Annotated in this window: 14 protein-coding genes and 1 pseudogene; 8 read left to right on the top strand and 7 right to left on the bottom strand. The window is 68.8% G+C overall.

The window, feature by feature from the left end; all coding sequences use genetic code 11:
• Nucleotides 1-195: 195 nt before the first annotated feature.
• Nucleotides 196-1,440 (bottom strand): ROK family protein, encoded by a 1,245-nt coding sequence (locus MBA17_RS15790; RefSeq protein WP_238497218.1) that lies wholly within the window; start codon nt 1,438-1,440, stop codon nt 196-198.
• 42 nt (nt 1,441-1,482) lie between these two features.
• On the opposite strand from MBA17_RS15790, the gene MBA17_RS15785 reads away from it, so the two are divergent.
• The 3 genes from MBA17_RS15785 (at nt 1,483) to MBA17_RS15775 (ending at nt 4,560) form a co-directional block, all read left to right on the top strand.
• The gene (locus tag MBA17_RS15785) at nt 1,483-2,709 is read left to right on the top strand and encodes an MFS transporter (protein ID WP_238497217.1); all 1,227 of its coding nucleotides are present in this window, start codon (nt 1,483-1,485) and stop codon (nt 2,707-2,709) included.
• A gap of 204 nt (nt 2,710-2,913) precedes the next feature.
• Complete coding sequence (locus MBA17_RS15780) at nt 2,914-3,513, top strand: DUF2637 domain-containing protein (RefSeq protein ID WP_238497216.1); 600 nt, start codon at nt 2,914-2,916, stop codon at nt 3,511-3,513.
• A 549-nt stretch (nt 3,514-4,062) separates the two neighbouring features.
• Nucleotides 4,063-4,560 (top strand): hypothetical protein, encoded by a 498-nt coding sequence (locus MBA17_RS15775; RefSeq protein WP_238497215.1) that lies wholly within the window; start codon nt 4,063-4,065, stop codon nt 4,558-4,560.
• A 187-nt stretch (nt 4,561-4,747) separates the two neighbouring features.
• Here the strand turns inward: MBA17_RS15775 and MBA17_RS15770 are convergent, their stop codons facing one another.
• The 3 genes from MBA17_RS15770 to MBA17_RS15760 form a co-directional block, all read right to left on the bottom strand.
• Nucleotides 4,748-4,891 (bottom strand): hypothetical protein, encoded by a 144-nt coding sequence (locus MBA17_RS15770; RefSeq protein ID WP_238497214.1) that lies wholly within the window; start codon nt 4,889-4,891, stop codon nt 4,748-4,750.
• Between the two features lie 145 nt (nt 4,892-5,036).
• Nucleotides 5,037-5,594 (bottom strand): EF-hand domain-containing protein, encoded by a 558-nt coding sequence (locus tag MBA17_RS15765; protein WP_238497213.1) that lies wholly within the window; start codon nt 5,592-5,594, stop codon nt 5,037-5,039.
• A 329-nt stretch (nt 5,595-5,923) separates the two neighbouring features.
• Nucleotides 5,924-6,532: an NsdA family TPR-like regulatory protein gene (locus MBA17_RS15760; RefSeq protein WP_238497212.1), complete on the bottom strand. Its 609-nt coding sequence runs from the start codon at nt 6,530-6,532 to the stop codon at nt 5,924-5,926.
• 313 nt (nt 6,533-6,845) lie between these two features.
• Here MBA17_RS15760 and MBA17_RS15755 point away from each other — a divergent pair, with 313 nt between their 5' ends.
• Nucleotides 6,846-7,055: a transcriptional regulator gene (locus MBA17_RS15755; protein ID WP_238497569.1), complete on the top strand. Its 210-nt coding sequence runs from the start codon at nt 6,846-6,848 to the stop codon at nt 7,053-7,055.
• 404 nt (nt 7,056-7,459) lie between these two features.
• On the opposite strand, the gene MBA17_RS15750 is transcribed toward MBA17_RS15755, so the two are convergent.
• Together MBA17_RS15750 and MBA17_RS15745 are read right to left on the bottom strand one after the other, a co-directional pair.
• Complete coding sequence (locus MBA17_RS15750) at nt 7,460-7,807, bottom strand: VOC family protein (protein WP_238497211.1); 348 nt, start codon at nt 7,805-7,807, stop codon at nt 7,460-7,462.
• 147 nt (nt 7,808-7,954) lie between these two features.
• Entirely contained in the window at nt 7,955-8,257 is a 303-nt protein-coding gene (locus MBA17_RS15745; RefSeq protein WP_238497210.1) for a hypothetical protein, read from the bottom strand.
• Between the two features lie 503 nt (nt 8,258-8,760).
• Here MBA17_RS15745 and MBA17_RS49465 point away from each other — a divergent pair.
• Nucleotides 8,761-8,883, top strand: a complete 123-nt coding sequence (locus MBA17_RS49465; RefSeq protein ID WP_274385498.1) for a hypothetical protein — start codon at nt 8,761-8,763, stop codon at nt 8,881-8,883.
• Between the two features lie 22 nt (nt 8,884-8,905).
• Here MBA17_RS49465 and MBA17_RS15740 read toward each other — a convergent pair whose 3' ends face one another.
• Complete coding sequence (locus MBA17_RS15740) at nt 8,906-9,067, bottom strand: hypothetical protein (protein WP_238497209.1); 162 nt, start codon at nt 9,065-9,067, stop codon at nt 8,906-8,908.
• 335 nt (nt 9,068-9,402) lie between these two features.
• Between MBA17_RS15740 and MBA17_RS50440 the strand changes: the two are divergent.
• From MBA17_RS50440 to MBA17_RS15730, 3 genes and pseudogenes are all read left to right on the top strand, one after another.
• Nucleotides 9,403-10,158: pseudogene (locus MBA17_RS50440) on the top strand (ISL3 family transposase); the annotation flags it as partial.
• Between the two features lie 133 nt (nt 10,159-10,291).
• On the top strand, nt 10,292-11,077 hold the full coding sequence (locus MBA17_RS50435; RefSeq protein ID WP_455432779.1) for a transposase: 786 nt from the start codon (nt 10,292-10,294) through the stop codon (nt 11,075-11,077).
• Nucleotides 11,058-11,768 (top strand): hypothetical protein, encoded by a 711-nt coding sequence (locus MBA17_RS15730; RefSeq protein ID WP_238497207.1) that lies wholly within the window; start codon nt 11,058-11,060, stop codon nt 11,766-11,768. Before MBA17_RS50435 ends, MBA17_RS15730 begins: the two co-directional genes overlap by 20 nt.
• Nucleotides 11,769-12,067 lie beyond the last annotated feature (299 nt).

Genomic DNA, 12,067 nt, shown 5'->3' with positions numbered 1-12,067 from the left:
CCGGCCGCCTGCGGGACTCCGCCGCCGAGCGTAGTCCCGCAGCCGGTAGACCTTCTGCGCCGCCCTCCTGCTCGCCATCACCCAGGTGAGCCGGATCATCGGGGCGATCGGCATGAAGTACGCGGCGATCGCGGGCCTGCTGTGCACCGCGGCGGGTGTCGGCCGGCTCGCGAGCGTAGATCCCCATTTGGTACGTCAGCGAGCACTCTTCGAAGCGACGTCGGTCGGCGGGAACAACTCGTCGGACCGGGCATGGCTCGCGCGCCAGCCCTGCAGGCCGGGGACGGTGAGGAAGGCGTCGAAGGCCGACTCCATGGCGCCGATCAGTGGCCCCCGCCGGTCGAGGGTCGAAGGAGCGATCTCGGCGGGCCGGGGCCTGCGGAAGGCCATCAGGCCGGCCAGGTAGGCCGCCTCGATCTCGTCGCGGGCCAGGGCGAGCAGGTCCGTGCCCATCCCCGAGAGCGTCACCACCCGTGGGTCCAGTGCGTTGACCAGGGCGCCGATCCCCATGCCCAGCGCGCGGGCGTTGACGGCCACCGCCTCGACAGCCGCGGGGTCTCCCCGGGCGGCGTCGGCCAGGATCCGCTCGGAGACGCTTCTGCCGCGCCCGCCGCCGGTCGTGAGGCCGAAGTGGTCAAGCAGCGCGTTGCCGCCGACCTGGAGGCTCCAGCAGCCCTGAGCCCCGCACGCGCAGTGCCTCCGCCGGTCGGCAGGCATCCCGGAGGGGTCCGCCAGTGGCATGTGGCCGAACTCGCCCGCCGTACCGGAACCGCCGGCGAGGGGCGTGCCGTTCACCAGGAGGGTGCCGCCGGGGTCGAAGTCGACGTGCAGGTGCAGGCCGAGGTCCACGCCGCGAAGGCGGCCGCGTCTGGCTTCGGCCAGCCCGGCGAGGCGGGCGTCGTTGCCGATGTGGAGTGGCGCGTGGCCGACGGCTAGCAGTTCGGCGACGTCCACGTCGCGCCAGCTCAGGTGGGCGATGTCCACGATCCTGCCCGAGCGGACCGGGCCGGCCACCGCCACTCCCACTCCGACGACGCGTGGCCCGAGCTGTGCGCGTATCGCGTCGCCCAGAGGTGGTAGCGCGCCCGTGGGGGAGCCGTCGTGCGATCTGCTGTCCACCACCGTGGTCCGGCCGCCGATCTCGCAGACGGCGAGGTCCCACGCGTCCTCGCGCAGGTCCGCCGCCAGCACGAGGGGCCCGTGCGGATGCGGCCCCGGGACCTGGGTGGGACGGCCCCTGGCGTGCCCTGGGGTGGGCGACTCGGACACCAGGTCGTCATCGATCAAGCCGGTCACCAGCACCGACGCGGTGCCCCTGGCCAGGTCGAGGTCGCGGGTCAGCTCCGATCGGGTACGGCCGGCGCCGCACTCGTGCACCGCCCGCAGCAGCCGAACCCGGTTGTGCGCACGCAACTCGACGCTCGTCCTCGCACCGTCCACGCGTCCATTGTGCAGCACCCGGTGCATGATTATGCTTTCGCCGTGAACAAAATAATTCCCCCTGATCGGGTCGCTGTCCGAGCCCGCGTCGGCGTCTTCGGCTACTTCTGCCTCCTTGGACTCACCGTGGGCATGTGGTCGGCGGGCCTGCCCGCGCTCAACGACCGCCTCGACCTCGGACCGGCGCGCCTGGGCACGGCGCTGCTGTTGGTCTCGGCCGGAGCGCTGGCCGCCATGTTGCTCGCCGGGCCGCTGGTCGAGAGATGGTCGAGCAGGAGCGTGTGCTGGTTCAGCGGGCCCGCCTCGGCCGTACTGCTGCTCGGGCCCGCCCTGGCCCCGTCATATCTCTGGCTGGCCGTGCTCGCGGTGTTCTTCGGAATGGGCATCGGCATCCTGGAGGTGGGGATGAACACCCATTCGGTCGAGGTCGAGCACCGGTACGGCCGGCCGATCATCTCGGCGTTCCACGGCGTGTGGAGCCTGGGCGGCGCGGTCGGCGGAGCGCTGACCGCCACGGGACTGAAGGCCGGGGTCGACGGGCAGGTGCTGCTCGTCGGCGCCGCGGTCGTGGTCCCGTTCGCCTATCTGCCGATCGCCCGGCTGCTGCTGCCCGCTCCCGCACGCTCCGGAGACGTGCAAGGGGCGTCGCTCGCCGACTCGACCAGATGGGGGATCGTCGCTTTGCTGGGACTGGCGGCCTTCGGCGGGCACCTGTCAGAAGGCGCGGCGATGGACTGGGCCGCTCTGCACGCGCGCTGGGTGCTGGACACCGATCCGGCCCTGGCGCCGCTGGCGTACACGATCTTCTCGGTGGCGATGACCGTCGTGCGACTGCTCGGCGATCCGCTGCGGGCCCGGCTCGGCGCGGTGCGCACGATCCGCCTCGCGGGGATGTTCGCGACCGGTGGATACCTCCTCGTGCTGGGTTCCCAGGCGGCGCCCGAGGTGCTCCGGGTGGTCTGCGCGTGGACGGGGTGGGGACTGGCCGGCGTCGGACTGGCCACCGTGGTCCCGGTGATCTTCAGCGCGGTCGGCGCGTCCGGCGGCTCCGTCAGCCGCGCCCTGGCGTTGGTCACCGCCTGCGGCTACACGGGGCTGCTGGCCGGCCCGGCCGTCCTGGGCTTCGTCGCGGAGTCCTTCTCACTGCCCGTCGGCCTGGTGATTCCCGCCGTGTTCGCCGCGATCGTCGCTCTCGCCGGGGTGCCCGGCATTCGCGCCATGATCCCTGCGAAGCAGGACGAGCCGCCCCTGCCGAGCCGGGTGGCCTGAGCCGCTTCGACCACGTGCCGAGGGTCGGAGGAGACCCGCGGCCAGCCGACCGAGGGGTCCGGGTGGGGGGTCATGACGGTGGGGGGACTCGAACCAATTGCACACGCGTTCACGCTGACCACGCGGTTCCTGCTGGGGCAGGGGTGAGCGGGGATGGTGGGTGTGTCGGGGGAGCGGTGGATCCGGCGGACGACGACGGGCAGCGTGCTGATCGTGGCGTTGGTGGCGGCTGTGGTGTCGTTCCGTCATATGCATGAGCTCGCTCTGCGGCATGGGGAGGATGGGCTGGCTGCGGCGCTCATTCCGTTGTCCGTTGATGGCACCATCATCGCCGCGTCGATGTCTCTGCTCTTGGCCAGTCGTAACGGTAAGACTGGTGGGCGTTTGGCCTGGGCGCTGCTGGCGGTCAGCAGTCTGGCCAGTCTCGGTGCGAACGTGGCGGTCGCCGAGCCGTCGTTGATCGGCCGTGTGATCGCAGCCTGGCCCAGCTTCGCGCTGATCGGCGCCTACGAAATGCTGATGAATCAGGTCCGCCGTGCTGCTGGACAGGAGGGTGTGATCGGGCGTGAGCTTGGAGCGCTCCAGGAGCCGAGCGTTGATATTGACCCTGGCCAGTCCGACCCCCGAACTCGGCGGGGTGACGGGCAGAGGTCGCTTCAGCGTCTGGCATGGCAGTGGGCGGAATCCAATCGCAGGCCCGATGGGGGACTTCCGACGGGGGATGCCATTGCCCGGCAGTTCGAGCGCTCGCACCGGTGGGGCAGGCTCGTCAAGCGAGCCGGAGTCGGTGGCGAGTTAAGCTAGAGGGCTTTGCTGTATCGGTGTGAAGAAGCGGCCGTCGGGTGCGCTCGGAGGTTCGGCGGCCGAACCGCGATCACGGAGACGCATCCTGGCTGGAATGTCACACTGCGGTGGTCTGGATCATTGCAAATAGCAGGAGGCTTGGATTGGTGCCTCGATCATCCCCTGTGGATTACCGACAAACCCCGACATTCACATCGCCGCAGGTCACTCGTATCTTGGCAGGTCACGAAGCTGCTCCCCACGCCCGTGGGGGTGAACCCAGCCACGACGCGGCGGGTGACCCACTCGATGCCTGCTCCCCACGCCCGTGGGGGTGAACCGCTGGTCGTCACCTGCAACCGCGGGATGAGCGCCTGCTCCCCACGCCCGTGGGGGTGAACCCCTGCGTGGGAGACCACACGCGGGCCGGGTCACCTGCTCCCCACGCCCGTGGGGGAGAACCGGGGCCATCAGATCGAGGAAGACCATTGCCAACTCGCTGGAGGACGCGCTGCTAAAGGTCCGCCAGTGTCTGTGGCCGCGCACGTATCCGTCGGGCACGATGAGCGCATGGCGATCGATGACGACAGGCGAGCGGCGCTGCGTCTGGCCGGCCAGACCCACGAAGTGGGGCGCGCGTCCGGTCGCGAGCCATGGCGTGAGGTGCTGCAGTGGCTCACCCGGGGGCGACTCGGCAGGCGGAATGGCTGGCCGGTCATCCCCCTATTGGACACCCCATGGCAGGACACCATCTCGGCTGAGCGGACTGGCTGGCGCAGGCGTGCGGCCAACCTTGATGGCGAGTTTGCCTTCGCCGTCGACTACCAGATCTGCCGCCGTTGCGGGCTCGGCTGGGTCGAGCACCCGTACACCCTGCCGCGGTATCAACGGTACGGGCTGGCTACTGCGGGGCTCGCTGCGCTGCGCGCTGAAAACCCCGGCCTGGGCGGCTGGCACACCCTCGGCGGCCACTTCGCCGAGTCACGGCCGTTCTGGGCCGCCGTCGGCACCGGCATACCCGGCGGCTACCAGCAGCGTCCGCTCTGCCCGCATGTCAACGCGGGGTGACGGGCACCCCTTCTGCGGTAAACGGACAGGCGCTGCGGCGAGTGTGGCGTGCTCGATCGGGACAACGAGGCGATGGCCCGCGGCTGCGGGCCGACCTTCGGAGACACGCCGAAGACCGGCACGGATGCACGGATCATGCCGCAGGCCGACGTACACGTCAGCATTTGGAGCCGGCGCCGGCCTCGACTCAGGTCGAAGCGCGCTGGATGACGTGAGGAGACAACGAGGTGAGGGTCAGGCGCGGCTGGCGGCCTGACAGGCTCGCCGCGACTGCCTCGACCAAGGAACGACCCACCTTCTGGGCGCCATTGTCGTCGACCAGCAACGCCATCGACCGCAACAGACCGCCGGCGGGGCGGTGTGGTCGTGGTGACGCAGCAGCACCCGCGTGCCCACGCGACGCCGGTGGGTGTAGCGGTGCTCTCGAGCGAGACCGTGGTCGACAGAACGTCCCCTTCTGTCCTCTCAGGAACAGGTTAGGACGATGGCGCCTGGCCCAGCATCCAGGTGCCTGGGTCGCCGGGATCGTTGCTGGTGAAGATCGCGCGGAGACCCGTGACGAACTCCTGCTGGGAGATCCCGCCGTCGCCATCGGTGTCGAGCCGGGTGAAGGCATCTTCCCCGATCTGGTTGTCCAGGTTGATGGCCGTGTAGAACCGGACGTATTCCGGGAGGGAGATGGTTCCGTCGGCGTCGTTGTCGACCGCGTTGAACATCGGGATGGCCAGGGCGATGACCACTTCGGCAAGGTCGTCGCCGGCGTTTCCCGCCTGGGTGCGGACCGCGGCCAGGTATTCCTTGGGGCTCACTGAGCCGTCGTGGTTGGCATCGGCGCTGGCTCGCAGGTGTTCCCACCAAGCGGCGAAACCTCGCTGGACATCCTGGTGAGCGGCGGAGGTGGGATCAGGCGCAATGGCGGCGCACATCTGGTCGGCTCGCATGGTGAAGTCAGCGGCGCTGAGGCGCCCGTCTCCGGTGGTGTCCAGCGCCGCGAATACGAGGGCGAGGTTGGATTCGGTCAGCGGCACGGACATTTACTGCCTCCGGTCGTGGATGGGGAACGGGGCTTCCCTCCGAGCTTTCTACTTACAGTAATCGTATGGCAACGTGCAGTAAAGAGCGTGGCATGGGCCGGTCAGGCCACGCCGGCTCCGGGCGGAATCCCATCGCGGGCCCGATGGGAGACTTCCGACGGGGGTTGCCATTGCCCGGAAGTTCGAGCGCTCTCACCGGTGGGGCAGGCGGTCACGTCCGTGGACGTGACCGTTCACCCCCACAGGCGTGGGGAGCGGGTCACCCCAGTCGAATTGTTCTTCGACCTGGTCGGTTCACCCCCACGTGGGGGTGAACCGGCGATCGAGGCTCAGCGCGCGGACCGGGCTGACTGCTCCCCACGCCCGTGGGGGTGAACCGGTCGGGCAGATGTCCGCCGCTCGTGCGGGCGGGCGAACCGGGTGAGCTCGCGCATGTCGTCCTGGGCCCGGCGGGAGCGAACCGTGCCCGCGTCGGCAACCGCGCGTTCGCCGATCTCGGCGGCCTCCTCCGGGTCACCGGCCACCATGGTCAGGGAGGCGAGTTTGATGCCGCTGATCGCGCGGGACCGGACGTAGGCGGCGGTGTGCCCGGCCACCGCGCCGGCCAGCCGCGTCGACGCCTCGCCGACGTACGTGGCGCTGACCGCCTCGTCGCTGACCTGCCCGTCGATGACCTTGCCGACAAGCCGCTCGTCGATCGCCAGGTCGAACACCGCATGCCCGGTGTCCCCCTGGTGCTGGGCAGCGTCGTAGTACCGCATCCACGGCTTCTCCTCGATGGGGCGGATGCGGTGGAACTCCATGTCGGCGTCCTTGATGGCCTTCCAGGTGGTTTCCGACACGCGGCCCAGCTTGGCGAACGCCCGAGCCTGAGCAGACCGCAGCATGGCCCGCTCGCCGGCGGTTAGCCGGTCGGCCCGCACGAGAGCGAACTCCACCAGTGTGAGCCCGTTGTCGGCATCCCCCCACCCAGATGGCTTGCCGCGCCATGCTGGAGAGCACCTTGGCCCGCAGGTGCCAGTCGTTCGCCTCCTCGGCGCAGGCGAGCGCGAACGCGAACATCTTCCGGGCGTCGTCGTGGGCGTAGGCGTCGAACGCCATGAACGCGGCCGCCCCACTGCCGAGTACAGCGGATCGTGCAGCTTGGTCGAGCACCTGGACCTCTTCAGCATCCCCTCCGCGAAGCGCAGCTGTGCGGCGACCGCCTCCCGAACCAAGCAGCCGCCGTAGGTGTTGTCCCAGGTGGTGAAGATGTTGGCGATGTCCAAGCAGGTCTCCGCGCTGGCCGCCGCCGGATACGTCATCGTCCGCAAGGACCAGGACAAGCGGGCGCGGCGGACGTACGTGCAGCTCACCCCCAGGGACGGCTGGCCTTCGAGCGGCACGCGGCGGCCCTGGAGCGGATCGTCGCCCTCGCCCGCGATTCCGCCGGCCAGCCCACCACCGACTAGAAGCGACTAGAAGTGCGCTGAGGATGTTGGGTGCCGGTCCGCTTGCGGGGTGTTCCTGCTCCGGTCCACGACTCGAAGGCTGTCCTGGTCGACCCCGCCGCCGGCTCGGCGAGCCGGGCCTCCGGACCGGCATCGGCTCGTCCACCAGCTCAGTGCATCATCGCCCTTCAGCTGCGCCAAGCTCGGGCTCGACCAGTCCACCTCGTGGCCCAGGCCACTTGCCACACATGACCGACTACTTAGAGTCACCCAGGGTGGCGATGGCGTCGGTGGTGTCGAGGCTGATGGCGGGCATGACAGCTGGTCAGGCTTGCCGGATCCTGAGAAGTGACCGCGCCCATCTCCGGTGCGGGGGTCTCCCGTGCCAGCGAACATTGAGCGATGCCATCGAAGCCTGAGTGGCTGACCTCCGATTCAGGGCGCAGGCGCGATCTCGCCTCCTATACCTGTTTCGTTGCCGTCGGCGTCATGGAAGACCCATTTGCAGACGTTGCCGTGCTGCTCCATGTCCACCGGCTGCAGCCCGCGGGCTGCGATCCGGTCCACCTCGGACACCGGATCGTCCACCCAGATCATGCCCACGCCGCCTCCGGCCCGAGCGGCGTCCTCGATGACGTACACATACCGGTCCGCCGCCAGCTGCCACACCGCTTCGACGTCGTTGGGCCAGAACGCCGGTTCCTTGCCGAGGAGCCTGATGTACCACTCCACGGCGCTCTTGCAGTCGCGGACAGGGATGCCCGCGAAGATCCCCACTGTCACGATCGGATCTCCTCTCCGTTGGAGCCGGAAAGGTCCGGCTCATCAAAAGGAATAGACTCAGCACGTCCGCAAAATCACCGCGGCCCGCGCACGTCCGGACAAGATCCCGCACGACCGCGCCCGGTCCGGCCTCCACCAGCCTGGTCGTCAGCCAGGAACCGTGGCGGAACACCTGAGCCGGCGCGATATCCGCACGCTGCGTGAGTGCGGGGCCCATGGCCTGGCGGAGATGATCGCGTACGGCGTCGGGCATCGGAAGGATGTTCCGGTCGGGGGCGCCAACAGTCCCAGCGCGCTCCTGCCGGTCAGGAGGACCGCGACATTGTCCGCGGCGAACTTCGCGATCAGCCCGGCCTCCTCCGGCCCGACATCGTCGAGCACCACCAGCCGCTGCCGGACCGCGAACTCGGGATCGGGCTTCCAGAGCAGGCCGGGTGGATCGCCTCCCACCGTTACCCAAAAGATCCCCTCCGGGAATCGTGCGCGCACCTCTCTCCCAGAGAGCTTGGCAGCGCCCGCGAGCCGCGCGCAAGGACATGGACCGGACATCCGCGCGCATGCACGGCGAGGCTACCGCCGGATGACAGATGTCACGAGATCGAGTGACATCTCCACGCCCGTCGGTGCGGTTTCGGCGCTGTATAGCCCTGTCCGCCCGCCCTCAAGCTGGACCCCATGGATACCCTTACCCCGTACACGGAAGCCACCTCCACCCTCGTACGCACCAGCTGGATCGCCTGGTTGAAGCGGCGCTGGCCGGCCGGGCTGGCCCTAGCGGCGTCGGCCGTCATCGGATCCGGCGGCGGAGCGGTCGGGCTGGCCCACGTTCTGTCGCTACTGCCGCTGCTCTACCTCGCCATGTCCAAACTGGGCAAGCGCCAGGCGACCTGGCCGGGGCTCGCGCTCGGCGTCATCCGCGCGCCGGCGGCGCCACCACCCTGGTCGAGAACGGCGTGCCGACCGGGAAGATCGCCGAACAGGGCCGATGGAAGGCCACCTCGCCCACCGTGCACGGCTACGTGCGCAGCGGCACCCGGTACGGCGAACACAACCCGATGACCAAGGGCGGCCTGTGACCGGATTGTAGGTTCTCAACTTTCATGTCACTTCTGGCTCGTTCAACGCGGCACTGTCGAGTTCCTCCAGGCCGGAAACCATGAAGATCGTCTCCACGCGGGCCAGGATCAAATAATTTTGCTGACGTGAATCGGCAGGTCGACTGACATCAACGGGACATTGCCAGGACAGTTCTACTGACACGCTGGTGACGAAGCCGGCGTCAGCTGATGACGAAACACCTGGAAGACAGCTACTTCGTCATCAGCGCGTCAGTAGGAATCGTCAGCTAATGACAGTGAGCGTCTACTTCCGGCCCGGAACATGAGACCTTGTCGCGCTATGGTCACAGTCAGCGACTGGTGCCCTGACCTGGGCGAAGCGGCCGAAGACGTCAGATCAGGGCAGCGCCACTGACAGGAAGTGGCGAATTGCCCGTCAGTACGTGACGAACCTCCAGGTCAGCGCAATGACGAATTGGGATCTGGCCCACATCTCGTGATGGATACTGCGCCGTAGCCCGATGGCCTGGGACGAACATGTGCCACGTGGGAAAACATGATCTTGGGATGTTGCTGCCGCATCTGGCCGGAGTCGAGGTCGAGCGGGTCGAGCAGACAGCCGGTGGGGTGTGGATCTGGGCGCGGACACGGTCAGTGGCGGTGACCTGCCCGGGGTGCGGTTCCTCCTCGTCCAGGACTCATAGCCGGTATCGGCGTCGGCTCGCCGACACCGCGGTGGGCGGCCGGGAGGCGACGATCGTGCTCCAGGTCCGCCGCCTGTTCTGCGATGAAATGCCCTGTGATCGCAAGACGTTCGCCGAGCAGGTGCCCGGTCCGACCGTCCGGCACGGCCGCAAGACGCCGCTACTAGTGGAGTTCCTGCGCAACATCGCGGTCGCGGTGGCCGGGCGGGCGGGGGCACGGCTGGCGGGTGCGTTGCGGGCGGCGGCTAGCCGCTCGACGCTGTTACGGCTGGTCATGGCGATCCCCGATCCGGCCGCCCACGCCCCGCGGGTGCTGGGCGTCGACGATTTCGCGATCAAACGTGGTCACCGGTACGGCACCGTGCTCATCGATTGCGAGACCGGCGCGCCGCTGGAGTTGCTGGAGGGCCGGGACGCCGCGGTACTCGCGGACTGGCTGACCGCGCATCCCGATGTCGAGGTGATCTGCCGGGACCGTTCAGGCGCCTACGCCGAGGGGGCGCGCACCGGGGCGCCACAGGCCATCCAGGTCGCCGATCGCTGGCATCTGTGGGCCAATCTGGTCAAAGCGGTGGATAAGTGCGTGGCCGCGCACCGCTCGTGCTTGCCCGAGCCCGTGCTGGAAGAGCCCGGCGGCGTCCGGGAGTTCTCACCGGTTACGCCACCTGATCCAGTGCCGCCGGAGCCGACCGGGAAGTTCGCCGAGCGGGCCCGGCGGCACCATGCCCAGGTGCACGCGCTGCTGGCCGAGGGGTACGCGATCCGGGCGATCGCGCGGCATCTGGGCTGGGGACGGCACACCGTGCAGCGCTATGCGCGCGCCGCGACCTGGCAGGAACTGGTCGACGGGCGCTGGCAGGCACCGCGCGCCAGCATGCTGGACCCCTTCAAACCGCACCGGCACCAGCGTCTGGACGAAGGCTGCAGCAACTTCGCCGAGTTGTTCCGGGAGATCCGCGCACTGGGTTACACCGGCAGCTACTCCAACCTCCGCGATCACCTGGCCGGACACCGTCCGGCCAAGGCGCCGCTGGCCGCGCCTCCACCGACCGTCCGCGAGGTCACCGGCTGGCTCACCCGCCATCCCGACTCCCTCACCGAGGACGAACGGCCCCCAGCTCAAAGCCTTGCTGGAACGCTGTCCCGAACTGGCTGCCGCAGACCAGCACGTTCGCGTCTTTGCCGCCATGCTCACCCAGCTGACCGGCCACGATCTCCCCCAATGGATCAGCGACACCCACTCCGCCGGCCTGTCCGGCATCTCCTCCTTCGCCAAGGGCTTGGAACAGGACCTCGACGCCGTCACTGCTGGGCTGACCAGCCGCTGGAACTCCGGCCCCGTCGAGGGCCGCGTCAACCACATCAAGATGATCAAACGGCAGATGTTCGGCCGCGCCGGGCTTCCGCTGCTACGCAAACGGGTCCTGCTCACAGCGGCAGGCCATGCACTCATTGCCCGCAACGGCGTCGGACTGGGACCATCCCAGCGTGCTGATCACGGGCTATGAGAACGATCCGCTGGTCGACGGCTCCGCACTCCTCATCGACCCGGTCTTGTGGGCGCTCCACGCCATGATGGTCGGGGCCACCGGGCTCGATGACCCCCAGCGCGACTTCGGCGTGGACACCGAGGACGCCGAAGAACTCTGCGAGCAGTTGTTCGACCCCGACCACTGGCCCGTCTTCACGGTCCCGCTTCACAGCGGAGCCGCCCTCCACGTCATCTACCGCAACCTGGCCGACGACATGGGCCTGGACTACCTGCTCTCACATCCGGACTGGCCACACGATCTTCAGTTGGCCGCCGTTGAGGGCTCCTTCGTCGGGCCAGGACTCTCCTGGCACGAACTGATCACCATCGCCCACCAACCACCCACCTCCGCCCCAACCAGCACCGGGGACCCTGCCAGGCGGCTCCTCCTGCTGCTGCCCGCTCTGGGAGATGCGGACCTACCCGACAGCGCAGTACCCGCCCTCATCGCGGCGCTGACCCACACCACCGCCAGCCCAGCACCCCAGCACGTCGCCGAAACCCTGCTCCGGAAGAACCAGGCCTACTGGCAACCCGCCCACTGGGCGAAACTGGCCAACGGCGCCCTGGTCTGCGACGAACGCTACAGTCGCCGATGCCCATGGCACCCCCGTGCCTTCACCCCCGACCAAGCCCTTGCCATCACCCAAGCACTCACCGGAACCTGATCACAGCCGGGCCCCAATCAGCCGACGCCTTCACGAGATTTGGGCCAGATCCCACTTGTCACCCGTAGAACCACCGCCCGCCCGGCTGTGGTGTGCATGAATACCGTGGGCAGTGCGGCCACGGGTGGGCTGGCAGCGAGACAGCCTCTATACGCGAGCAGGCCCGCCGGGACTCCGGCGGGCCTGCTCTCTTCTTTGGGATGAGGTAGCCCCCGAGCGGGGGTGGCGTTTGGGGGACGCCGTCGGGGGCCAGGTCCGGTCGGAGGCCACGGGGGTGTTCCTCCGGCCAGACGTTCACG

The sequence above is a fragment of the Dolomitihabitans soli genome (assembly GCF_022213955.1).
Taxonomy (GTDB): domain Bacteria; phylum Actinomycetota; class Actinomycetes; order Streptosporangiales; family Streptosporangiaceae; genus Streptosporangium_A; species Streptosporangium_A soli.
The sequence above is the reverse complement of the archived record's forward strand: the minus strand, read 5'-3'. Positions and strand labels throughout refer to the sequence as shown.

Bases quoted from the DNA above. Each gene is read 5' to 3' on its own strand.
- MBA17_RS50435 (WP_455432779.1), top strand. From the start codon at position 10,292: ATGCCCAGGTGCACGCGCTGCTGGCCGAGGGGTACGCGATCCGGGCGA.
- MBA17_RS15775 (WP_238497215.1), top strand. From the start codon at position 4,063: ATGGCGATCGATGACGACAGGCGAGCGGCGCTGCGTCTGGCCGGCCAG.
- MBA17_RS15770 (WP_238497214.1), bottom strand. From the start codon at position 4,891: ATGGCGTTGCTGGTCGACGACAATGGCGCCCAGAAGGTGGGTCGTTCC.
- MBA17_RS15755 (WP_238497569.1), top strand. From the start codon at position 6,846: ATGTTGGCGATGTCCAAGCAGGTCTCCGCGCTGGCCGCCGCCGGATAC.
- MBA17_RS15765 (WP_238497213.1), bottom strand. From the start codon at position 5,594: ATGTCCGTGCCGCTGACCGAATCCAACCTCGCCCTCGTATTCGCGGCG.